Source organism: Mesorhizobium subarcticum (assembly GCF_055456085.1).
The window spans coordinates 205,075-226,645 of record NZ_JBVBEG010000002.1; the positions used below are offsets into that span (position 1 = coordinate 205,075).

Genomic DNA, 21,571 nt, shown 5'->3' on the forward strand with positions numbered 1-21,571 from the left:
CACATGGTCGAAAATCAAACCCGCCGGCCTCTCGGTTGAATGACATCCGATTCAGCCCGCGCAGCGGGTGTAGCGTCGAGTTCCAGTGCACGTTCGGGGCAAGATCGCGTGCCTCGTGACGCAAGTAGGTGCTTCCCCTCCGCAACCTCAATGTCACCAGGCAGGATGTAGCCCTCCTCATCGAGCTTGAAGATATCGGGCGCTTGCGCCGAGCATCGCGCGTGACCCTGGCATTTGGGTTTATGGACGATGATGCGCATACCGCTACCTTCAATTTCCGTGCCCGCTCGGGGCTGGCTTCATCAGGACCAGTGCAGGATCAGATTTTTGATCCCGAATACATGGCCGCCAGAGGTGATGGGTGCCGTACCTTTCTTGATCCGGAAGGCCGGAATGCGCGCCAGCCACTCCTCCAGGCCAATGACAATCTCTCGCCGGGCAAGGTGTGAGCCAAGACAGCGGTGGGGACCATAGCCAAAGGCGGCGTGGCGGTTGTTCTCTCGCGCCAGATCGATCGTGTTGGGGCATTCGAATTCTGCCGGGTCACGATTGGCAATCATCGTGGCGCAGGAAACGTAATCCCCCTTACGGATCGGCGCGCCTTCGAAGTCGATGTCCTTGGTTGCCACTCGGATCATCTGAACGGTCGGATAGGCGCGCAGCAATTCTTCAGCTGCGAGCGCGATCCGGTCCGGTTCGCTCCGCAGCAGTTCCTGATCTTTGAGGTTGCGGGCGAGATACGCCAAGTCAAAGCCTATAGCAGCTGCCACCGTATCGAGCCCCGCGACGAACACAAGCACGCCGATGCCACGGACTTCCACGTCGCTTAGCTGGCGGCCCTCGACCTGTGCCTGCACGATGAAGGTCATAAAATCGTCGACCGGGTCCTTGCGGCGCTTGGTCGCAAGCTCGTCGATAAAGGCAACAATTGTCTGGGCAGCGGCCGGTCGTTTCAGATGGTCGCCGTGGATGAGATCTTTCGCCCAGCCGACAAATGTATCGAGCCGGTGATCCGGCAACCCTAGAAAGCGAAGGAAGATGTGGACCGTGAAAGGAAAGGCGAACTCCTTCATGACGTCGCAGCTTGTGCCCGCTGCGGCAATCCTATCGATCAGCGCGACCGCTCGCTCGCGGATAGCCGGCTCCAATACCATGGCCCGCTTTGGCGAAAGCAGCGGATTGAGCAGTGAGCGAAAAACGCCATGGGCCGGTGGGTCAAGTTCGAGCGGGATCATCGGCCAGTTTTCGCCCAGCGCGGATGCGAAGATGCTGCGATGGCTCGAAAAGGTTTCAGCGTCCTGCAGCACCCGGCGCTGGTCGCTGGCGCGAGTGATGACCCAGGTGCCGCGGCCATCGCGCGTGTTGTAGGGAGAATAGAAGATCGGCGGCCCGGCATGGACGCAAGCGACCGCTGCGTGCGGGTCCCCGTTGGGCGTCGGCAGCATGCCTGGCGACGTAAACAGGCTGAAGTCCCTCACCATTTCGGGCGGGATGTGATCTGGAACCCAGTTAATCGCCATTTGGCTTCTCCTCAATGTCAGGCGTTCTGGCGCTCGATCGGGATCCCACGGCTGGTCACACGTCGATTACCAGCGTTCGGCACGTCCTGGCTCAGGCGCCGTAAAGATTGGCCGTCACCGCTGAACTCCATCAAGCAGTGCTGACGTCCCCTGACTAAACTTGTCGGGGCAAGTTGCGTGCCGATTAGCGCACCGTTTGCGTTGCACCAGTTGGTCCGAACCGGTGGCCCGGTCTTGGCGGCCTTTTGGTCGGATTGCGCCATTCTTGTTCAGCTTCGGACACACGAAGGAGCAAATGAAAGGACCCTCAAGCATGCGAACGCCGCGACCCGAGCCGAATTTGGTCCTCACCACTCCCGAGTGGCGCGCTTGCTGAGAGCTGGGGGATGTCAAAGCCCCCTCGACAGAGCGGGAATAGCAACAGTGCGCGTCGTGGATGCTGCCACAGCGTGTATTCGCAGACCGCCGTGACTGCGCACGCAAGAACGCGCTGGATCTAGAGACAGCGCTCCTTACGCGGTCGACACACAGTGCCAGCCAGTGTGCGACAATGCATCGGCCGGCCCGTCCGGAACGGCTTACCTCTTTCCCGAGCCGGTGCGGAAGTGCAGATTTACCCTAACCATACAGCACCATTGCTCGGTCCGGGTGACCGAGCGAATGTGCGGCATGAGGTAGCAAAAGCCACCGATCATTATTCAACCCGTTGATAGCGAGTGGCTATTTTCAACGTCTCCGAGGGTGGCGGACGGAGGCTTGACGCAGCCGTGCGGAACGGCTGCGGCATTTCTGAACCGTCGCCACCGACCGATTTTGGTGCTGTCTAAGACGTGCTTCCCGACGTGCAGATTGTTTTGATAGGCATGTCGGTGTCAAAGAATAAACCTTCCTCCTCAATCCATTGAGAGTGGCGCTACCTGTAGAAAAGCACTTTGCCCCCAGGAATGAGTTGTCGGCAGAAGTCGTAGTCGGCGATGTTCCGAGTCAACAGGACAAGCCCCGATTTCGATGCCTGCAGATACAGAGTGCAGTCATGCAGGCAGCGCAGCTTCTGGTCATCCTGGTAGCCCTGCAGGCGACAGAGCACGCCATTCAGAACAGCAGCGCGGCCGAGGACGTCGGCATCGGGCGTTAGGATACGGTGTCCGGGCATGGATCGGATTACCTCGGACACAGCCTTATGCACGCCCCCGGTGCGGGGATCGTCGGGCTTCAGGACACCAAGCGTGTGGGCCAACTCCTGGATGCAGATGCCTGAATGGTTGTTGTGCCGACCATCCATAATCTGCTTCACCAACGCAGGCGCTTTGCCTTGGAGCCTGTCGATGTACACACAGGTGTCGAGCAATAGCGCTTGCCCGCCGAGCTCGCCCTCGTTCACGAAGGGCAGCTGATCAGGTCGGCGAGCAAGTGTTTTGGTTGGAAAGCCACGAAGCGAGCGAAGGGCTGCTTCAACATCAAATTCTGACACTCAAACCTCAATCAGAAGCCGAGCTTGATGTCTGGATCGATGGTTCCCGCGAGCTTGTCCATGGTCGCGGGGAAATTGTCATCGAGCGCAACATTCGCGAGAGCGAATTCAAGCAGCTCGGTGTCACCCTTAATGCCCGTCTGGCGCTTAGCCTGCTCAATGAGGGCATGGCTCAAACGTGCTGTGATCCGCTCGTCTTTAGAGCCGATCAGGCCTTTGCGAATGGCAGCACGAAGCGTCTGCCGAACGACAAACTTCTGCTCGCCCGGCATGTCCTTGTTGGCGTCCTTACGGATCAGACTCCGCTTGCGCTTCTTTTTCGCAACGAGGCGCTGTTGCGGAGCAGTCGATAACGACCGCATTCCCAGCGTCTTCGTCATATCGCCATCTCCGATGCTGTTAGCCAAGGCGTGTGTTTTGTCGAACATAACAGGTGGGAGCTGCTTTGTCACTCGGAAGCTCGCTCAGATTGCTGAGCAGTCATTCGTTCCGGCAAATGTGCGGCGGCTCGGTCTCGGCGAAGGGCTTCCTGCTAAAGCCAAAAAGGGTCGCTGCAAAAAATCGATCGGGTGCCTCCAAGTAAAGCGGTATGGCGCTTGCTCTCATCGTTAAAGCCCATCATGGCACGAAGAAAGCTACAAGCAGAACCATGGCCGAGACGCGAAGCTCTGTAGGAGCGCTGAGGAGAGCGTGCCCCCGTTCCCGCCGCGGGACATCGTTTCCTTCAGACTTCCGTCCTCGCTAGCTGCTTTGCGCATGGCCGGCCCGAGACCGAAGGTGATGGTCGCCATAGAATCGCCCGATGGGGTGCCTTCCGACAATGACACCCTCGTCCCCAGCTCAGAGAAGCCGGCAATTGCACGCGGCACTATCACAACATGTCCGGCAGCGATGAACATCTTGCGTGAAACGCCGGGAACAGCGGCGCTTCTGGCTTTAATGCGTCAACGCAGCCAATCCATTTTGCAGCATCCAAACTGGCGAGCTTATCGATGACCGAATCCGCGACAGGCTTCCTGGAGGCTGTTCCGCACGACCCAAAAAAGCCAGATGAACGGTCGCGTCCCGCATGGGGTGCGGTCATTTCGCTTGCCTTGGGCACCTTCGGGCTGGTGACGGCAGAGTTTCTGCCGGCCAGCGTGCTGACGCCGCTCGCGCGCGATCTCGGTATCACCGAGGGTGCGGCTGGACAGACGATGACAGCGACCGCGATTGCTGCGGCGATCTCGGCGCCGACGATGGCCATCATCACAAAGCGCCTGGACCGCAGGATCGTACTGTGGGCGATGATGCTGCTGCAGATCCTGTCCAACCTTCTGGCGGAAGTCGCGTGGTCGGTGCCGGTTTTCCTGGCGGCGCGCGTCGTGTTCGGCATTGCGCTCGGAGGCTTCTGGTCGATTTCGGCATCGGTGGCGATGCGGCTCGTTCCAAATCACCTTCTGCCGCGCGCCATGTCAATCATCCTCACCGGCGTTTCGGTCGCTGTCGTATGCGCGCCTCCAATCGGCGCCTATGTCAGCGACATCTGGGGATGGCGAGAGCCCTTCATGATCACCGCGGTCGTTAATGCCGTTACACTGCTGGTGCAACTCGTAACGATGCCGACGCTGCCTCCGGTTGAAATGGCTGGATTCCGAAGTCTGCTGGATGTGGCCAAAAAGCCGACCATCAAGGTCGCCCTTTTAGTCATAGTCCTGGTCGCTTCTGGGCACTTTGCCAGCTTCACCTACATCCGCGCCGTCCTTGAGAGGATTCCCGCGCTCGATAGCAAGACAATCCCGCTGGTATTGCTCGCTTCTGGCATAGGCGGCATCTTCGGCAATTTAGCTGGCGCATTCCTGGCCCAACACAGCCTCAAGGCAGTCGCGGCCCTGCCATCCCTGCTCATGGCGATAGCCGCTATCTCGTTGCTGATGCTGGGAGCATCGGTCTGGGCCTCGGCGATTGCGATTGTCGTATGGAGCTTTGCCTTCGGTGCGGTGCCGGTGGGATTACAGACGTGGATGGTGCTGCGCGCCGTTCCCGGGCAGGCCGAAAGCGCCGGTGTGCTGACGGCCGCAACGTTCCAAGTGGCCATCGCGGCGGGCGCGATTTTCGGCGGACTACTGGTGAAATATGCCGGCGTTCACAGTGTCTTTGCCTACAGCGCGGTTGCCACGTTCCTCGCCGCCCTCACAGTTTTCCTGCTTGGCCCGAAGCGCGCAACCTAGACGGCCCGACAGGCAATGCCTTCAGCTCAGCGCGCTGAGAGATGCAAACGCATCAGCCGCCTGGATCGCGGCTACTGTCACTTCAACGTCCGCTTCAGATCGGGCATGGACAAGCGCCAGCGCCCTCACCGGCCCACCTCCGCGCCTACGGGGAGCGGTCAGCGTTCGCCCGGGCGGAGTTGGTCAGGGTTACGCAGCCCGGGCGAGCGCCGGTCGCGCTTGGCAGCTGATGGTGACTAGGCGCGGTTCTAGAAGCGTCGACTCGTTTCCTGTCTCTCGCAATGGCGGCGACACGCTTGAGGAGCGACGTCTCCCCGGATCGCGTTATTCTGGTTGCCAGTTTCGGACGGCTTGATCTCACAGATGAACAGCTTGTCTACCCATGGCTCCTCCCGGCGACAAATTGCAGTTTATGAGCAGGATTGGTGCCGATGCTTAATGCCGGGCCTTTTTTGGCGCGGCGTCGCGACATCAACGACTCGAGCTTCCCGGCTGCCATCCAGGTCGAAGGAGAGGACCGCCTCCAGCTCATCTGGTCCCGCCAACCCCGGCCCGGCCGCCCAAGGCATGCCGACCTGCTGTACATCCAGCACTACCATCAATGCCGAAAACACTGGATTTTGCGTAGCTAGATGTTGCGCCTCCAGAGGTTGTACAGGTCACAAGCAAGGAATGGCGCAATGAATACCTTGCGTGCGGCTGCATAGACCAAGCGTTCGCGGTCTTTCCGCGTCCTTTGATCGAGGCCGTCTGCTTTTCGGCCTATGCCCTGTCAGCAAAGGACTTCCTGGCCCTGGCGTCGACCGCGCCTTGCCGGCGACGCGGATCTTTCGAGTATGCCTTTGTGGAGGCCGTGCTCTGGCATAGTGATAATGGGACCAATCGATTTCTCGTCCATCACTTGCCCTCCGTCGAGCAAGGCCAGAATGTTGGACCCTGGAGCGACAGACCCCCCTGCGCGGGGCAGCTGAGCCATAGCTTCAGCGCGGCGTTCGGGTCGTCGAAACGGGAGCTATGATGACCATACTCTCCAAGGCATAGGCAATCTCGGCGATGGAACCTCCAATCGAGGCGATCCGCGGCGGATCCGAAAAGACAGCTGCGCCCTCGGTGGCAGCGGCAGGCAGAGCGGTAGCCAGCAGAACCCACATTACCGGCGCGGGCACCGAGCGAAAACGGAAATCACCATGCATCGGTCTTACCTCACGCGGTCCGTCGGGGTTGGAATACGCGGCAGGGTCTCGGCTAGGAGCCGCCAGTCGCCGCGCTCGCATTCGCCTTCGCGGCGTTCGCCGAAGAACTGGATGATCATTCTGCCGTCGGCGCCATAGGCTTCGAGTGAGGTGAGGTGACCGTCCCTGGTCGGCTTGCGCACGGCCCAAACCTCGCGGATGTGGTGGGTTGAGAGATGCAGGCGGAAGGTTTCGTCCAGCACATTGATCCGCGGCCCGATGGGCTTGACCGACTTGATCGGGCCGGAATGGATCTGGATGCAGCCACGATTGCCGACGAAGCACATGATCGGCATCTCGTCTTCGCTCGCGCATTGGAACATGGCGCCAACGGCGGCATTGTCGAGTTGCCAGGCGTAATCCTGGCCAACCATGCGCAGCGCCCGGCAGCGACTGAGCTTCAGCGTCTTCAGCATGTCGAAGAACTGATGCACGTCGGTCAGCCGGCTCCAGTGCTCGCGCAGCTCCGTGACCATGGCGGCTTGGTCCGGAACCTCTGCGTCAGAGTCGGCTCCGTTTGCCTTAACCCACAAGATCGGTTCCTGGTTCGAGGATGCGAGCTCCGCCACCAGCTTTTGATAGGCGTAGAGGTTGGAGGCCGGCCTGACATCCACCTGATGCACTGCTGCGCCGGCAGCGTCGAAGAATTGCAGGCTGCGGCGGATGTTGCCGTCGTCGCGCTTTTCAACGGCAAAGCCATGCGCCCAACCCTTCGGGAAGATGCGCAGGTTGATGTCGTCGCCGAGAACCATGGCATGGTGGTTGCCGGTTACGACCTTGTTGTACAAGCCAATCTTCTCGTGCACGGCACTTTGATTTCGGGTCACCGCCCTTACCTCGCCCACGGCTTCGAGGCCTATCAGCAGATCATTGACGCGCGGCTCGATGCGCGCCGCGCCGGAACCGCAATGCGCCGCGACCAGCTCCGCTTCCGAAATGCTCAATTTGGCGGCGAGATCATGCTCGCGGATTTTCGGACTGTCTTCCTGTGCCCGCCGGATTTGGTCCGGAGAGGGTTTCTCGCGCTGCTCCATGTCTTACCCCTGCTTCCACATAATAGTTGAGGATCAGCTGTCCTGTTCCAATCGAGCCCGCCCGTGTGCTCGATGCCGATCTTTTGCTCGGCCAGGATCACCGGCTCGAAAGGCGCTGGCTGCTGTACGACGGCGCAACGAGACTGACAGTCAGATGTCGGTCTCCCATCAAGCGGTCGCCGGCGACTGGCCGGTAGCGAGCGATTGTAGAGGTCGACGCCAACCGACCGATCCCGCGTTTGGGGGTGGACGGGCGGGGCTGCTTTCCTTCAGAAAGCGGATCTGGTCAAAACCTGACATCTTGCTTCCCTTACATTGTTCCACTGATCGCGAGGCCACCCGCGGATCAGTGTCGGTCGGCAGTTGTGCCGCCTTCCAAAGCGGAGCTTCAAAAGTCGTGCCAATTGCGCAGAAGCGACCTCGGAAAGACGTTCGCATACGGGTCAAGGGTTTAGGCAGGAGTGGCACGACCCACGCCGAGACCACTGTGTCGCGGGTTAGACAAACCATCAGTTGTGTCGCCCAGCCGTCTTCCAGGAATGAGGACGGGATTGCTACGGCGCAATTCACGTGACGAGCGACGTGCGCACTTCCGACAATGTCGCACATCCGACACAGGGCTGAAGGGCCAAGCTTTTGTTTTAAAAACGTTTTACTTTGGCATGGCACGTGCACTGTCGTCCGCAAATGCGTGACGGATTGAGGAGAAATTCGAGCCATGATTACGCTCACCCACACCGCAGTTGCTGCCGTCAAGACCGTCCTTTCCCGCGCCAGCGAGCCGGCGGAAGGCTTTCGTATCATGGTCCAGACCGGCGGCTGCGCCGGCTTCAAATACTCGATGGGCCCCGAGAGCGTCTTGCGCGAGGGCGATGCGATCATTGAGGCAGATGGGGTCAAGGTATTCGTGGACGTAGGGTCTCAACCCCATGTAGCAGGCATGACCGTCGACTTTGTCACGGGGTTGGAGTCCTCCGGCTTCGTCTTCGATAATCCCAACGCGCGGGAGAAGTGCGCTTGCGGCAAGTCCTTCGGCTGATCGCCCGAGTAGCCGCATGTGGAACTTTAGCGGGAAGGCCAAGGAACACTTCAACCGGACGCATGCCGACGTTCTGGAAACAGCCAATTCAGGAGGTAAGCTCGGGACCATCCGCTACGGCGACATGTTTGAATCTGTCAACGGCATCGACCGGGGGACGTCAAGGATCACTGCCGCCGAGCGCCAGACCTTCAGCGGCCGCGCCGCGGTCGCCTCATTGTCGGCGGCTATCGAACTCACCATCGGCAAACCGCCATGGAGCAGATCAGTTGCTACACAAAGGCTGCCCCGGGATGCCTCGCAGCCATCGTGGAAGTGCTTGTACTGGTCCAGGGAGAAATGCCCGCGGCGGGGTCTATTGCGGCAGAGCAGGTCTAGACGCCCGCCAAAACAGACGCCCGCGCCCTCAATAAGGAGGCAAGGTCGAAGCCCGTCTCGGGACCGGCGATCGCTTCAGGTGGGATGCGCGGAACGTCCCCGCCCGAAACAGTTCAGCTCCTGGAGGGCCCGAAGTTGCCGGCCGCCCAGTGACGGCGCTGCAGCAAACTCGACTGATAGTAGACGCTGTCGGGAGTTAACCGGAGGCCCTCGCCGGGGAGGCGAACTTGACGATATCGACGGCGACCATGTCGACGTCAGACTTTCGGACGCCTGCACCGGCCGCCAGTCTCCACCACCCACCAAGGGCCTGCGCCAGAGCTCCATGCGACCGATCTCCCGCGTCGCTTCGTTCTGGTCAACTGAGGGATCACAGCATGAGACCTGTCTATCTCGACAACAACGCCACGACACGGGTCGATCCTGAGGTCGTTCAAACGATGTTGCCGTTCTTTAGGGATCGATTCGGCAACCCTTCGTCGACGCATGATTTCGGCGCCTCGGCCTTTGCGGCGGTGAATAAGGCGCGCCTGCAGCTGCAAGCGCTGATCGGCGCCGAGCTCGACCATGAGATCATCTTCACATCGGGCGGGACGGAAAGCGACAATGCAGCGATTCTTTCGGCGCTGGAGGTGTCGCCCAGCCGGACAGAGATCCTGATTTCCGCGGTCGAGCATCCTGCGGTGCTGACACTCTGCACGCATCTTGAGAAGACGCGGGCCGTCACGGTGCACAGGATCCCGGTGGATCGCCAGGGCCGGCTCGACCTCGACGCCTACAGGGCCGCCCTGAGCCCACGCGTGGCAATCGTCTCGATCATGTGGGCAAACAACGAGACCGGCACGATCTTCCCTGTTGGCGAGCTTGCTGAGTTGGCCAAGGAAGCCGGCGCCCTCTTCCATACTGATGCTGTGCAGGCGGTCGGCAAAGTTCCCATGGACCTGAAATCGACCGCAATCGACATGCTGTCGCTGTCCGGCCACAAGCTGCATGGCCCGAAAGGGATTGGAGCGCTTTTTGTAAAACGTGGCGTGCCCTTCCGCTCGATGATCAAAGGCGGGCACCAAGAGCACGATCGGCGTGGGGGCACCGAGAATACGCCTGGCATAGCCGGGCTGGGCATGGCGGCCCAACTCGCCTTGAAATTCGTGGAAGACGCGACCACACGGGTAAAGTCGCTGCGCGACCGCCTTGAAGAGGGGATACTCGAGCGCGTCCCGAACACCTTCGTCAATGGCGATCCGCTGGAGCGGTTGCCAAACACCGCCAACATTGGCTTTGCACATGTCGAAGGCGATGGAATCCCACTTCTCCTCAGCCGCGCCGGAATTGCGTGTTCCTCCGGCTCCGCGTGCATCTCCGGCTCATTGGAATCGAGCCACGTTCTGAGGGCCATGAAAACGCCGCACGGCGCAGTCCGCTTCTCCCTCTCGCGCGACAACGGCGAAGCGGACATCGACCGAGTGCTCGAGGTCTTGCCGCCGATCGTGGAGAAGGTGCGTGGCTCACCCAGTCCTGGGCCGACGAGGCGAGGTAATGAAGATCATCAATCGGGTCTAGGCCAGAGCGGCAGCAGAATAGACTTCCTTTCATGAACCGTGATGTCTTCCTCAACGATACCACCTTGCGCGATGGCGAGCAGGCACCCGGCGTTTCCTTCACCATTGCGGAAAAGCTGGAGCTCGCCGAGTCTCTCGCGGCAGCCGGCATCCCAGAGATCGAGATCGGCACGCCGAGCATGGGCGGCGACGAGATCGAAACAATTCGCGCCGCGGTCGCCAGGAGTTCTCCCGGTGCGGCTCACGGCCTGGTGCCGGATGACGTCGCGGGATCTCGAGGCGGCGATCGAGAGCGGCGTCACCGCCGTCAATCTGTCGCTGCCTGCATCGGACATCCAATTGGCCGCCAAACTCGGCCTCGATCAGGGGGCAGCGCTCCAGATCATCGCGCAGATGGTCGGGCGCGCAGCCGCCCACGGCTTTTTCGTTGCCGTCGGCTGCGAGGATGCCTCGCGAGCCGATCGGGATCATCTGGCCCGCGTCATTGAGACGGCCGCGCGCGCCGGCGCAAGCCGCGTCAGGCTGGCCGATACGGTCGGCGTTCTCGACCCTTTTTCGACCTTCGAGATTGTCGCTCAGCTCGCGGCGCTGTCTCCCATCGACCTCGAATTCCATGCACACAACGATCTCGGCCTTGCGGTCGCCAACACGCTGGCAGCAATACGCGCCGGCGCCCGCCATGCCTCCGTCACCGTCCTGGGGCTCGGAGAGCGGGCGGGCAATGCCGCGCTGGAAGAGGTGGCCACCGCGATGGCCGTTCTCGACGGCGCGGATACAGGCATCGAGCTGACCGCATTGCCGGACCTCGCCGCCCGGGTGGCTTGGGCCGCCTGCCGGCAGACCGCGGCCATGAAGCCGATCGTCGGCGCCGATGTTTTCAGCCACGAGTCCGGCATTCACGTCGCGGGGCTGCTGAAGGACCCGCGTACCTATCAGGGGCTCGATCCGGCTCTCGTGGGCCGCTGCCGGCGAATCGTCATTGGCAAGCATTCCGGTGCGACCGCGATCGCCTATGTGCTGGGCGATAGTGGCCGCGATCTCGACCCGGATCTGGCAGCCGCGATGGTTGCCCGCGTCCGCCGCTAGGCGACCGAGACCAAATCGACCGTCACCGCAACTCAACTGGTCGAGCTCTACGACACACTGCGCAGCGAGGCAGCCGGCCGAGACCTTGGAAAGGAGTAGGTGGCGATGTCATTTATCCTCGACCATTTCCTCCGGATTGGTAGCCGCTCGGCTAGCCCTGATGGTCCATAAGGTCATCGCCGATGTGAAGGCGCGCGACCGCCGGGTCGGCGCCCATGCGCTGATGGAGAACGTCCCGCCTCGCGTGACGCTGGTCGGCGTTACCGCGTTCCTGAATGGCCGCTTCGATCTCGACGTCACCTGCCCGATGACGGCATCCCATTCGCGACTGCAGATTAGCCGGTGCGACGAACGCACCAGATACCACGGTTTCCGACCCAAGTAAGGGAGAGTGCAATGACTTGTTCTGCTGATGGCCATACCGTCGACGTGACGGACATTCTCGCGCGACTGAAGGGCCTTTCGGCTGCGGAGGAGTTCTTCGCGGTCCTTGGCGCTTCCTATGACCCGAAGGTGCTCAACGTCTCACGGCTCCATATTATGAAGCGCGTGGGAGAATACCTTGCCGAAGAAGATTTCTCCGGTCTGCCTGACCGGGTGATCGCCGCGCGGGTGCGCACCAAGCTGGAACGCGCCTACGAGGATTTCGCTGCTTCCTCGCCGCTCACGCACCGTGTCTTTAAGGTGCTTAAGGACCACGATCCGAACAAACCTGCCATGCCGGGCCGCACCTTCGTCCCGTTCGACGCCGCATTGAAGCGGTTCGAAAAGGAATGAGCGCGACACGATTGCGACGCGACATTGTCGAGAAGCCGACAAATCCGGTCATCACGACGCCGCCCTCAGCGCAACCAACCGAACTTCCAGGAATATGGGCATGCAAAACAATTGGCACGAATGATGCAGAGGAGAAGATGAACTGCCAAGCCCGTATCCCGATAGGAGCCTAGAGAAACCGCCAATGCACATCGTAATCTGCATCAAGCAGGTGCCGGACTCGGCACAAATACGGGTCCATCCGGTGACGAACACGATCATGCGCCAGGGTGTTCCGACCATCATCAACCCTTATGACTTGTTTGCCCTGGAAGAAGCACTCAGACTTCGCGACGCTTATGGTGGCGAGGTCACCGTGCTCAGCATGGGTCCGCCCATGGCAGAAGACTCGCTACGCAAGGCGCTCGGTTACGGAGCCGATCGGGCGGTGCTCTTGACCGACCGTTATTTTGCCGGCTCGGACACGCTGGCGACCTCCTTCGCTCTTTCCCAAGCAATAGCGAAGGTTGGCGAAACGTTTGGCCCGCCCGACATCGTGTTCACCGGCAAGCAGACGATCGATGGCGACACCGCCCAGGTCGGGCCTGGCATAGCCAAGCGCCTCGACCTCCAACAACTCACCTATGTCGCGAAAATCGGCTCCATTGATCTTGCTGCCCGCGAGATCGAGGTCGAGCGCCGCTGCGAAGGCGGCACGCAGATGCTGAAGAGCAGGCTGCCTTGCCTCATCACCATGCTGGAAGGCACAAACGAGATCCGGCGGGGCTCGTTCGAGGACGCGCTGTGCGCCGCGAGCAGTCAGATCGTCAAGTGGACTGCGGTCGCCGCTGGCATTGAGGACCTTACCAGATGTGGGCTGCGCGGCTCGCCGACGGTCGTCAAGCGCGTTTTTGCCCCGACTGCGCGGGCGGAAAAAGCGGAGCATATCGAGACCGCGGAGAAGACCTTGCGCGATGCCGCTGACGAACTCATCGCCGCAATCTTCACCCGTCAGCCGCCGCTGGAACATGAACTCGCCTTCAACAACGGCGCGTGACGGCCAGGAGTAGACAATGTCGACAGCGAATCGAGAACCCGCTCGCCCTGCCGCCGGCCGTGCCGGCATAAAGAAAGAACTGCCTGACCGTTTCAAGGACTACCGGCACGTCTGGGTCTTCATCGAACTCGAACGTGGCCAAGTCCATCCCGTGTCTTTCGAACTGCTCGGCGAAGGCCGCAAGCTGGCCGACAAGCTTGGCGTCCAGCTTGCGGGCGTCGTGCTCGGACCGCCAGGAGAAGCCACCTGGTATGCCGTTGCCGAGGCGTTCGCTTATGGCGCCGACCTTGTCTACATCGCCGAGGTACCGCTGCTCGCCGATTATCGAAATGAGCCGTTTACCAAGGCGATGACGGATCTGGTCGATACCCACAAACCCGAGATCCTTCTTCTCGGAGCGACCACGCTCGGCAGGGATCTTGCCGGGTCCGTGGCGACCACCTTGCAGACCGGGCTCACGGCCGACTGCACCGAACTTGACGTGGATACCGACGGTTCGCTCGCGGCTACCCGTCCGACTTTCGGCGGTTCCTTGTTATGCACGATCTACACGCTCAACTACCGGCCGCAGATGGCGACAGTGCGAGCGAGGGTCATGCCCATGCCGCAGCGCACGGATAAGCCCGTCGGGCGTATCATCCAGCACAAGGTATCTCTGGCCGAGGACGAGATCGTGACCAAAGTCCTCGGCTTCCTGCCTGATAGCCAGTCGGCAAAGGCAAATCTCGCCTATGCCGACGTCGTGGTTGCGGGAGGCCTTGGCCTCGGCGCGGCCGAGAACCTGCAGCTTGTGAAGAATCTCGCTCGAGCAATTGGCGCCGAACATGGCTGTTCGCGCCCGCTGGTCCAGAAAGGCTGGATGCCGGCTGATCGACAGATCGGCCAGACTGGCAAGACCATCCGGCCGAAGCTTTACATTGCGGCGGGGATTTCCGGCGCCATTCAGCACCGGGTTGGAGTTGAGGGCGCCGATCTCATCGTGGCCATCAACACCGACCCGACCGCGCCGATTTTCGATTTTGCCCACCTCGGGATCGTGACCGATGCCATCCGCTTCCTGCCCGCGCTTACGGAAGCCTTTACCCGGCGGCTGTCTCCGCACAGTCGCGACAAGCTTGCAAGCTAAGGAAACGGATATGATCGAGGAGAAATTCGACGCCATCGTCGTCGGGGCCGGCATGTCCGGGAACGCAGCTGCTTACATCATGGCAAGCAACGGCCTGAACGTGCTGCAATTGGAGCGCGGTGAATATCCGGGCTCCAAGAACGTTCAGGGCGCCATCATGTACGCGAACATGCTGGAGAAGATCATCCCCGATTTCCGGGATGATGCGCCTCTTGAGCGGCATCTGGTTGAACAGCGGCTTTGGGTGATGGACGAGACCTCCCACACCGGGATTCACTATCGGTCGGATGACTTCAACGAGGCAAAGCCCAACCGCTACACGATCATACGCGCCCAGTTCGACAAATGGTTTTCGCGCAAGGTGCGCGAGGCCGGGGCGACGGTTCTGTGCGAGACGACCGTAACGGAACTCGTCCGTGATGCCCAGGACAAGGTGGTCGGCGTCCGCACGGACCGGGCCGGCGGGCCGATCTTCGCGGACGTGGTCGTTCTCGCAGAAGGTGTCTCGGGACTGCTTGGCACGCGCGCCGGCCTGCGCAAGATGCCGAAACCAGAAACCGTGGCGCTCGCCGTAAAGGAAATGCATTTCCTGCCCGAAGAGGTCATTGAGCAGCGGTTCGGCGTCAAGGGCGATGAAGGCTGCGTCATCGAGGCGGTGGGGACGATCTCCCGCAGCATGGCTGGGCTCGGCTTCCTCTACACCAACAAGGAGTCAATCTCATTGGGCATAGGCTGCCTCGTCTCCGATTTCGCCGCGACGATGGAGAGCCCTTACGTCCTTCTCGATGCGTTCAAAAACCACCCATCGATCCGGCCGCTGATCGCCGGCTCTGAGGTGAAGGAATATGCCGCGCATCTCATTCCCGAAGGCGGCCACAAGGCGATTCCGCAGCTCTTTGGCGACGGCTGGGTCGTGGTCGGTGATGCCGCCCAATTTAACAACGCGATTCACCGCGAAGGTTCGAACCTCGCCATGACCTCCGGCCGGATCGCGGCTGAGGCAATCGTCGGGGTCAAGCGCCGCAACAATCCGATGACCAGACGAAACCTCACCATCTACAAGACCATGCTGGACAACTCCTTCGTGGTCAAAGACCTTCGGAAATACAAAGACATGCCGGCCTTGATCCACACGAATTCCAGCAACTTCTTCACGACTTATCCGCGCTTGATATCCCTGGCCGCGCAGAACTTGATGCGTGTCGACGGCACACCGAAGATTGAAAAGGAAAAGGCCACCACGCGCGCCTTTATCAACGTGCGTTCTCGCTGGGGGCTGGTCAGCGACGCGGTCCGCCTGGCATTGGCCTGGCGCTGAGGGAAGACAGGATGACGATCGCAGTGACGAATTTACGCGTCGAGGACAAGCTTTACCAGAACCGCTATCTGGTCGATCCTGGCCGGCCGCATATCAAAGTGCGACCGCACGAGAGCCCGAGCGCGAACTTGCGCGCGCTTACCCACATCTGCCCCGCGAAATGCTATGAGTTGAACGACAAGGGTCAAGTGGAGATCACCGCCGACGGCTGCATGGAGTGCGGCACTTGCCGGATATTGTGCGAGAGCAATGGCGAGATCGAGTGGAACTACCCGCGCGGCGGCTTCGGTGTCCTCTTCAAATTCGGGTGATCGGCGATCGCACCGTTTCGGCTGCACCTGAAATGCAAGCAAACGCCAAAGCATTTTTTAGACCGATCTCGCAGTTTGAGAGGAGCTCATGAATTCTGTGCTTTCGAATTTCAGAATCCAAAATGGCGCATGGAAGGAGCACTCTGGAAGACCCCTGAGGTGTTTCCATGGCTATCATGCCGAGCGATAGGCTCGAAGAAGAAGGACCTTCGAACACCCTGCCTGAACCACGGATCAACTCCATCCACGAACCGGACATCTCCCTCAGGGGATTCTACGAAATATCGCAGGTCCTGACTGCCCCCACCCGGCTTGAGATTACCATCGCCAATGTCGTGAATACCCTTTCTTCATTTGTGCAATTGCGCCATGGAGCCATCGTCGTCCTGGACGCCGAAGCAGCGCCGGGGATTACCGCAATCGTCGGCAGTTCCCACCCATCTCAATCAGAAATTGGCCGCGTCATACCGCAAGCCGCGATAGACCGGATCGTCGCTACGGAGGCGCCGCTCATAATACAGGACGTTGGCAAGTCCGAACTATTTCAGGCTGAGGTTCAGCCGTCTTCGAGTGGCGGCACGATCCCAATTGCCTTCATCGGAATCCCGCTAGTAGCCGAGCACGAGATCCTTGGAACATTGTCGATCGACCGCGTCGGTGAGGGCGAGAGCATCTCTTCCGGCGACGAGGACGTACGGTTCCTGACCATGGTGGCCAACCTTGTCGGCCGCACCATTCGTCTCCATCGTATGCTGAGTATGGATGGTCAGCGATACATTGAGGAGCAAGGGCGACCGGAGAAGTCGTTCGACGAGAACAGGGCCGACGCAGCCCGGCATCGGCATATCAAAATCGACGGGATCATCGGGGAAAGTCTCGCGCTCAAGCGGGTACTCGAAACCGTCTCGGTCGTGGCGAGAACCAATTCCACAGTGCTTCTGCGGGGCGAAAGCGGCACTGGCAAGGAATTCTTTGCCCAAGCCATCCACAAGCTTTCGGCCCGGGGAAGAAGGCTTTCGTCAAATTAAACTGCGCAGCACTGTCTGAAAGCGTTCTGGAATCAGAGTTGTTTGGGCACGAAAAGGGCTCCTTCACCGGGGCTATCTCGCAGCGCGCCGGCCGCTTCGAACTGGCAAATGGCGGAACGCTGCTACTTGATGAAATCGGCGAGATTTCGCCTGCTTTTCAAGCCAAGCTGTTGCGCGTCCTGCAGGAAGGCGAACTAGCCGCCTTGATGCACGGCGATCGGCTTTCGGCGGCCTGCATCGGCGATCTGGCCGCCCTCGGGGTGCATTTTGACAAGCCTCGTCGGGCGCCGGCAATGATCCGTCGTGAAGGCAGGCGGGGTTTGCAGGTTGCGGTCGGCGGGTTCGTTTCGGGGCGCCTGCGCCCCATCGTTATGTCGCGAGTTGGGGGATGCGATCGAGGACGATGCGCAGAATACGCTGGTCGGGGCAGGATGTCGGCAGGTGCAGGCGGATTTGCGTTTTCATCTCGACCACCCGCGCAGCGATCTTGATGAGGCGCAAACGCAGCGTGTCGAATTGGGCGACGGCAAAGCTCGAGCGTTTCGGCATCGCAGCGCGCAGGCCCCACATCAGCCAGTAGGCGCCGGCATGCAGGAACAGCCGGAACTGGTTGGCCGTCGCTCTTGTGCAGGATGTGCGGTCGGCGGCAAGATGCGTCTTCCAGGACTTGATGTGGTTCTCGGCCGCGCCGCGCCGGCAGTAGAGGTCCTCGTAGAGCGCCTTGGCCTTGCCACTGGCCAGATTGGTGACGATGAAGCGGGTGTCAGCTCCTTTGGCGCCGACCTCGACGCGCGCGATGATGCGCTCCACGCGGCTCCAACTGGCGGCGCCGTCAAAGAACTCCTTGAAGCGGCGGACCTTGTTCGTCTTCGACGCTTCAAAGCGCGCCATCGTGCGGGCTTCCAGGTCCGCGACATGCTCGCGCAGCGTCGTGGTGGGCGCCACGCCGAGGATGAAGTCTACACCGTTGGCGCGGCACCAGTCGATGACCTGCGGACCGCAGTAGTGGCTGTCGGCCCGGATCAGGATCCGTGTGTTCGGCCAATTGCTCCGGATCGCCCGCACCAGGCGGCGCAGGTGGGGGCGGATTTCTGCCCCGCTCGGCCGCCTGGCCGGTCGCAGGATCGCGCTGACGAACCGGCCCGCACCGTCGAACACTACGATCGGCTGGAAGCCGTATTCGTCGTAATGCGCGTTGAACAGGCGCAATTGCTGGCCGCCATGTACGGCATCAAAAGTATCGTCGATGTCGAGCACGATCCGCTTCGGCACCTGCCGGAAGGAAGCGCAATAGAGGTCGACCATCGCCCGCCCCATCGCGACCAGCTCCCGCACGCCGGGCAGGTTCTCCAGCCGGCACAGCGTCGACTGGGAGGCCAGATCCCGACCCGACGGCAGCGCATCCTGGGCCATCTTGAAGACCGGATCGGAGCGCAGCCGGTTGGCGTCATTGCCATCCTCATAGCCGGCGGCGATCATCTTCATGCGAAAGCCGATCATGTCCGCCAGGCTGTGGACGACCTGGTCCGGGCAGCGCGGATCATCGATGCAACGCGCCAGACGGTCGGCCACCCGCAGTCGTTTTTCCACCTCGGCCAGCACCAGAACGCCACAGTTGGAGGACAACATGCCGCCGTCGAAACGGGCGACGACGGACTTGCCGCCCACTGATGACAAACCGCTCAGCGGCAGGGTAAGATCATTCATGGCGGGTGTGGTCTCCGGGAAATGATTCGGATCGGCTTTAGCAACCAAATCCTACGTCATTTCAACGGCTTGCGCCACATCCGCCAACCACCCTGAATTTTTCGGGCTAGAGCGAGTCGGCGGCACGAGAACGCTTCAGGTCGATGTCCGGCTCATATGCGCCACCAACAAGGATCTTGAGACGGCTGTCTTAAATGGGCAGTTCAGGGCCGACCTTTATTACCGCATCAATGTCGTGCCAATCATCCTACCCCCGCTCAGAGAGCGCGCCGGCGATATTCCACGCCTTGCGAACGCGTTCCTCGAGCGGTTCAACAAGGAAAACCATCGCGAGCTCGCCTTCGCGCCGCTGGCGCTTGACCTGATCTCGCAATGCTATTTCCCTGGCAATGTCCGCGAGTTGGAAAACTGCGTTCAAAGGACAGCGACACTTGCGCGTTCGACGACGATCACTCCATCGGATTTCGCTTGCCAGAACAACCAATGCCTTTCTTCGCTTCTCTGGAAAGGAGCCGGCCCTTCGCATGGCGGCAATGCCACGGACGAGCTCTCGAAGATGCCGATCCGGCGCATCGAGGCCCCGGAAGGGTTCTCGCCCGTGAAGGCCTGCGATCCCAATGATCCCGCTTGCCCCGCAAAGGGCCGGCACCTGACGGAACGCGAGCGGCTGACCGACGCGATGCAGAAGGCCGGTTGGGTTCAGGCCAAGGCGGCTCGTGTCCTGGGCCTCACGCCGCGGCAGGTCGGCTACGCTCTGCGCCGGTATGGTATCGAGGTGAAGAAATTCTAGCCAGGCGTGCTGGCGACTTCAAACGTCAGTTCGGAGTGTCGTCCTCACGCTGTACGTGCCCAGGACGCGGTGCCTCCTCGACCCGATTGGCTTGTGCGCTGTCACAAGCCGGACAAAATTGTGCCGGAGCAAACCGACAGAATGCGACACGCAGAGCCAATCGGGAACTAGAACCGCTCTTTGAGCTGGCATAACTCTTGCGCCTTGAACTGCGACGTTACCAGCAACGGAGCCGTTTGATGTCCGCACCGACAATTTCGCTTCAGGGCCTGACCAGCACGACAGTCTTCGACGAGTTGCTGGCGACCCCGAGGTCCGGTGGCTGCGCATCGTCAACCTGCGGCGTGGCGGGAAAGCCGCAGGACATGGATCCGGCTGTCTGGGACAAGATCAAGGATCACCCGTGCTTTTCGGAAGAAGCGCATCACTTTTTCGCGCGCATGCACGTCGCGGTCGCACCGGCCTGCAATGTCCAGTGCAACTACTGCAATCGCAAATATGACTGCGCCAACGAAAGTCGGCCTGGGGTCGTTTCGGAAAAACTGACACCCGACCAGGCGCTGCGCAAGGTGATCGCGGTCGCCAACGAGGTGCCGCAGCTTTCCGTACTCGGGATCGCCGGACCGGGCGATGCCTGTTACGACTGGAAAAAGACAAGGGCAACCTTCGAAAGCGTCGCCAGAGAGATCCCCGACATCAAGCTTTGCGTCTCAACCAATGGGCTCGCGCTGCCTGACCATGTCGCCGAGCTCGCCGACATGAACGTCGATCACGTGACTATCACCATCAACATGGTCGACCCGGAAGTCGGCGCAAAGATCTATCCTTGGATCTTTTACGATCATCGCCGCTACGCCGGCATCGAGGCCGCCCGAATCCTGCACGAGCGGCAGATGTTGGGCCTGGAGATGCTCACCGCGCGCGGCATCCTCACGAAAATCAATTCGGTGATGATTCCCGGCGTCAACGACGAGCATCTGATCGACGTGAACAAATTGGTCAAGGAGCGTGGCGCGTTCCTGCATAACGTCATGCCGCTGATTTCCGACCCGGCGCACGGTACGCACTACGGCCTGACTGGGCAGCGCGGTCCAAATGCAACAGAGTTGAAGGCGCTTCAGGATCGTCTCGACGGCGGCGCCAAGTTGATGCGCCACTGCCGGCAGTGCCGGGCCGATGCCGTCGGCCTGCTCGGCGGGGATCGTGGCCAGGAATTCACGCTCGACCGGATTGCCGGCAAGGACACCTACGACTCCAGCAAGCGCGATGCCTATCGACAGGTGGTCGCGCACGAGCGCCGTGATCATGTGGCGGCCAGGAGCGCGGCGATCGGAATGGTCAAGGCAGCAGGCTCCGGCAAGTCCCTTCTCGTCGCGGTGGCGACTAAGGGGGCGGCCGTGTCAATGAACACTTCGGTCATGCAAGGGAATTCCAACTTTTTGAAGCCTCGCCGAAAGGGATCAGCTTTGTTGGGCATCGCAAGGTCGAGAAGTATTGCGTCGGCGGCTGGGGCGAAAAGGCCACCCTCGACGGCGTCATCGCTGCGCTGGATGGCATAGACATCGTGCTCTGCGCCAAGATCGGAAATTGCCCGAAGGATCAGCTCGCGGAAGCGGGAATCCGAGCAACGGACGCTTATGGTCATGACTACATCGAAACCGCAATTAGCGCAGCTTACGCCACCGCGTTTGCGATCGGACCACTGGCTGCAACGGCCTAGCCGTCTCATTCCAATCCACCAGGAGTTAAAATGGCTTTCAAGATCATCGCGTCCCAATGCACCCAATGCGGCGCCTGCGAGTTCGAATGTCCCTCTGTAGCGATCAAATTCAAGGGCGAGGCCTATGTGATCGATCCGAACAAATGCACCGAATGCAAGGAGGCCGCCGACACGCAGCAATGCGTATCGGTATGTCCGGTGCCGAAGACCTGCGTCCCTGCTTGACTCC

The 21,571-nt window shown here is 60.8% G+C and carries 16 protein-coding genes and 4 pseudogenes; 14 read left to right on the forward strand and 6 right to left on the reverse strand.

The genetic code is table 11. From position 1 onward, the window contains the following. Positions 1–14: 14 nt before the first annotated feature. The 4 genes from ACZYHG_RS32810 to ACZYHG_RS32825 all read right to left on the reverse strand — a co-directional run bounded on the left by ACZYHG_RS32810 (position 15) and on the right by ACZYHG_RS32825 (position 3,371). A complete protein-coding gene (locus ACZYHG_RS32810; RefSeq protein ID WP_183465736.1) occupies positions 15–260 on the reverse strand; it encodes a ferredoxin in 246 nt (81 codons plus the stop codon). Positions 261–302: 42 nt separating this feature from the next. Continuing rightward, a complete protein-coding gene (locus tag ACZYHG_RS32815) occupies positions 303–1,520 on the reverse strand; it encodes a cytochrome P450 (protein ID WP_464615209.1) in 1,218 nt (405 codons plus the stop codon). A 913-nt stretch (positions 1,521–2,433) separates the two neighbouring features. Beyond that, positions 2,434–2,991, reverse strand: coding sequence for a type II toxin-antitoxin system VapC family toxin (locus tag ACZYHG_RS32820; RefSeq protein WP_464615210.1), 558 nt, complete (start codon positions 2,989–2,991; stop codon positions 2,434–2,436). 11 nt (positions 2,992–3,002) lie between these two features. After that, on the reverse strand, positions 3,003–3,371 hold the full coding sequence (locus ACZYHG_RS32825) for a hypothetical protein (RefSeq protein WP_464615211.1): 369 nt from the start codon (positions 3,369–3,371) through the stop codon (positions 3,003–3,005). Positions 3,372–3,983: 612 nt separating this feature from the next. Here ACZYHG_RS32825 and ACZYHG_RS32830 point away from each other — a divergent pair. Beyond that, positions 3,984–5,201: an MFS transporter gene (locus tag ACZYHG_RS32830; RefSeq protein WP_464615212.1), complete on the forward strand. Its 1,218-nt coding sequence runs from the start codon at positions 3,984–3,986 to the stop codon at positions 5,199–5,201. 1,198 nt (positions 5,202–6,399) lie between these two features. On the opposite strand, the gene ACZYHG_RS32835 is transcribed toward ACZYHG_RS32830, so the two are convergent. Continuing rightward, positions 6,400–7,467 carry a hemin-degrading factor gene (locus ACZYHG_RS32835; protein ID WP_258581050.1) on the reverse strand — a complete coding sequence of 356 codons (1,068 nt, stop codon included), beginning with the start codon at positions 7,465–7,467 and terminating at the stop codon, positions 6,400–6,402. A 718-nt stretch (positions 7,468–8,185) separates the two neighbouring features. Between ACZYHG_RS32835 and ACZYHG_RS32840 the strand changes: the two genes are divergently transcribed. The 10 genes and pseudogenes from ACZYHG_RS32840 to ACZYHG_RS32885 form a co-directional block, all read left to right on the forward strand. After that, positions 8,186–8,506: an iron-sulfur cluster assembly accessory protein gene (locus ACZYHG_RS32840; RefSeq protein ID WP_183455281.1), complete on the forward strand. Its 321-nt coding sequence runs from the start codon at positions 8,186–8,188 to the stop codon at positions 8,504–8,506. Positions 8,507–9,261: 755 nt separating this feature from the next. Next, positions 9,262–10,479 (forward strand): cysteine desulfurase NifS, encoded by a 1,218-nt coding sequence (nifS, locus tag ACZYHG_RS32845; RefSeq protein ID WP_464615213.1) that lies wholly within the window; start codon positions 9,262–9,264, stop codon positions 10,477–10,479. Continuing rightward, positions 10,476–11,628: pseudogene (nifV, locus tag ACZYHG_RS32850) on the forward strand (homocitrate synthase). Before nifS ends, nifV begins: the two are co-directional and overlap by 4 nt. Before the next feature lie 61 nt (positions 11,629–11,689). Then, on the forward strand, positions 11,690–11,914 hold the full coding sequence (locus tag ACZYHG_RS32855) for a hypothetical protein (RefSeq protein WP_464615214.1): 225 nt from the start codon (positions 11,690–11,692) through the stop codon (positions 11,912–11,914). A gap of 11 nt (positions 11,915–11,925) precedes the next feature. Further along, on the forward strand, positions 11,926–12,306 hold the full coding sequence (nifW, locus tag ACZYHG_RS32860; protein ID WP_258599910.1) for a nitrogenase stabilizing/protective protein NifW: 381 nt from the start codon (positions 11,926–11,928) through the stop codon (positions 12,304–12,306). Positions 12,307–12,490: 184 nt separating this feature from the next. Next, positions 12,491–13,342 (forward strand): electron transfer flavoprotein subunit beta/FixA family protein, encoded by an 852-nt coding sequence (locus tag ACZYHG_RS32865; protein WP_464615215.1) that lies wholly within the window; start codon positions 12,491–12,493, stop codon positions 13,340–13,342. Positions 13,343–13,358: 16 nt separating this feature from the next. Next, entirely contained in the window at positions 13,359–14,468 is a 1,110-nt protein-coding gene (locus ACZYHG_RS32870; protein WP_258581056.1) for an electron transfer flavoprotein subunit alpha/FixB family protein, read from the forward strand. A 10-nt stretch (positions 14,469–14,478) separates the two neighbouring features. Then, positions 14,479–15,786, forward strand: coding sequence for an FAD-dependent oxidoreductase (locus ACZYHG_RS32875; RefSeq protein WP_258600534.1), 1,308 nt, complete (start codon positions 14,479–14,481; stop codon positions 15,784–15,786). A gap of 11 nt (positions 15,787–15,797) precedes the next feature. Then, positions 15,798–16,097, forward strand: coding sequence for a ferredoxin family protein (locus tag ACZYHG_RS32880; protein ID WP_183455289.1), 300 nt, complete (start codon positions 15,798–15,800; stop codon positions 16,095–16,097). Between the two features lie 167 nt (positions 16,098–16,264). Further along, a pseudogene (locus ACZYHG_RS32885) lies at positions 16,265–17,322 on the forward strand (sigma 54-interacting transcriptional regulator); the annotation flags it as partial. 172 nt (positions 17,323–17,494) lie between these two features. Here ACZYHG_RS32885 and ACZYHG_RS32890 read toward each other — a convergent pair. Then, on the reverse strand, positions 17,495–18,832 hold the full coding sequence (locus ACZYHG_RS32890; protein WP_464611998.1) for an IS1380 family transposase: 1,338 nt from the start codon (positions 18,830–18,832) through the stop codon (positions 17,495–17,497). 106 nt (positions 18,833–18,938) lie between these two features. Between ACZYHG_RS32890 and ACZYHG_RS32895 the strand changes: the two are divergent. The 3 genes and pseudogenes from ACZYHG_RS32895 to ACZYHG_RS32905 form a co-directional block, all read left to right on the forward strand. After that, positions 18,939–19,622: pseudogene (locus ACZYHG_RS32895) on the forward strand (AAA-type ATPase lid domain-containing protein); the annotation flags it as partial. A 239-nt stretch (positions 19,623–19,861) separates the two neighbouring features. Continuing rightward, positions 19,862–21,342, forward strand: a pseudogene (nifB, locus tag ACZYHG_RS32900) (nitrogenase cofactor biosynthesis protein NifB). A gap of 30 nt (positions 21,343–21,372) precedes the next feature. Continuing rightward, positions 21,373–21,567, forward strand: coding sequence for a 4Fe-4S binding protein (locus tag ACZYHG_RS32905; RefSeq protein ID WP_183455291.1), 195 nt, complete (start codon positions 21,373–21,375; stop codon positions 21,565–21,567). The last annotated feature ends 4 nt before the right edge of the window (positions 21,568–21,571 follow it).

Bases quoted from the DNA above. Each gene is read 5' to 3' on its own strand.
- ACZYHG_RS32810 (WP_183465736.1), bottom strand. From the start codon at position 260: ATGCGCATCATCGTCCATAAACCCAAATGCCAGGGTCACGCGCGATGC.
- ACZYHG_RS32815 (WP_464615209.1), bottom strand. From the start codon at position 1,520: ATGGCGATTAACTGGGTTCCAGATCACATCCCGCCCGAAATGGTGAGG.
- ACZYHG_RS32825 (WP_464615211.1), bottom strand. From the start codon at position 3,371: ATGACGAAGACGCTGGGAATGCGGTCGTTATCGACTGCTCCGCAACAG.
- ACZYHG_RS32830 (WP_464615212.1), top strand. From the start codon at position 3,984: ATGACCGAATCCGCGACAGGCTTCCTGGAGGCTGTTCCGCACGACCCA.
- ACZYHG_RS32835 (WP_258581050.1), bottom strand. From the start codon at position 7,467: ATGGAGCAGCGCGAGAAACCCTCTCCGGACCAAATCCGGCGGGCACAG.
- ACZYHG_RS32840 (WP_183455281.1), top strand. From the start codon at position 8,186: ATGATTACGCTCACCCACACCGCAGTTGCTGCCGTCAAGACCGTCCTT.
- nifS (WP_464615213.1), top strand. From the start codon at position 9,262: ATGAGACCTGTCTATCTCGACAACAACGCCACGACACGGGTCGATCCT.
- ACZYHG_RS32855 (WP_464615214.1), top strand. From the start codon at position 11,690: ATGGTCCATAAGGTCATCGCCGATGTGAAGGCGCGCGACCGCCGGGTC.
- nifW (WP_258599910.1), top strand. From the start codon at position 11,926: ATGACTTGTTCTGCTGATGGCCATACCGTCGACGTGACGGACATTCTC.
- ACZYHG_RS32865 (WP_464615215.1), top strand. From the start codon at position 12,491: ATGCACATCGTAATCTGCATCAAGCAGGTGCCGGACTCGGCACAAATA.
- ACZYHG_RS32870 (WP_258581056.1), top strand. From the start codon at position 13,359: ATGTCGACAGCGAATCGAGAACCCGCTCGCCCTGCCGCCGGCCGTGCC.
- ACZYHG_RS32875 (WP_258600534.1), top strand. From the start codon at position 14,479: ATGATCGAGGAGAAATTCGACGCCATCGTCGTCGGGGCCGGCATGTCC.
- ACZYHG_RS32880 (WP_183455289.1), top strand. From the start codon at position 15,798: ATGACGATCGCAGTGACGAATTTACGCGTCGAGGACAAGCTTTACCAG.
- ACZYHG_RS32890 (WP_464611998.1), bottom strand. From the start codon at position 18,832: ATGAATGATCTTACCCTGCCGCTGAGCGGTTTGTCATCAGTGGGCGGC.
- ACZYHG_RS32905 (WP_183455291.1), top strand. From the start codon at position 21,373: ATGGCTTTCAAGATCATCGCGTCCCAATGCACCCAATGCGGCGCCTGC.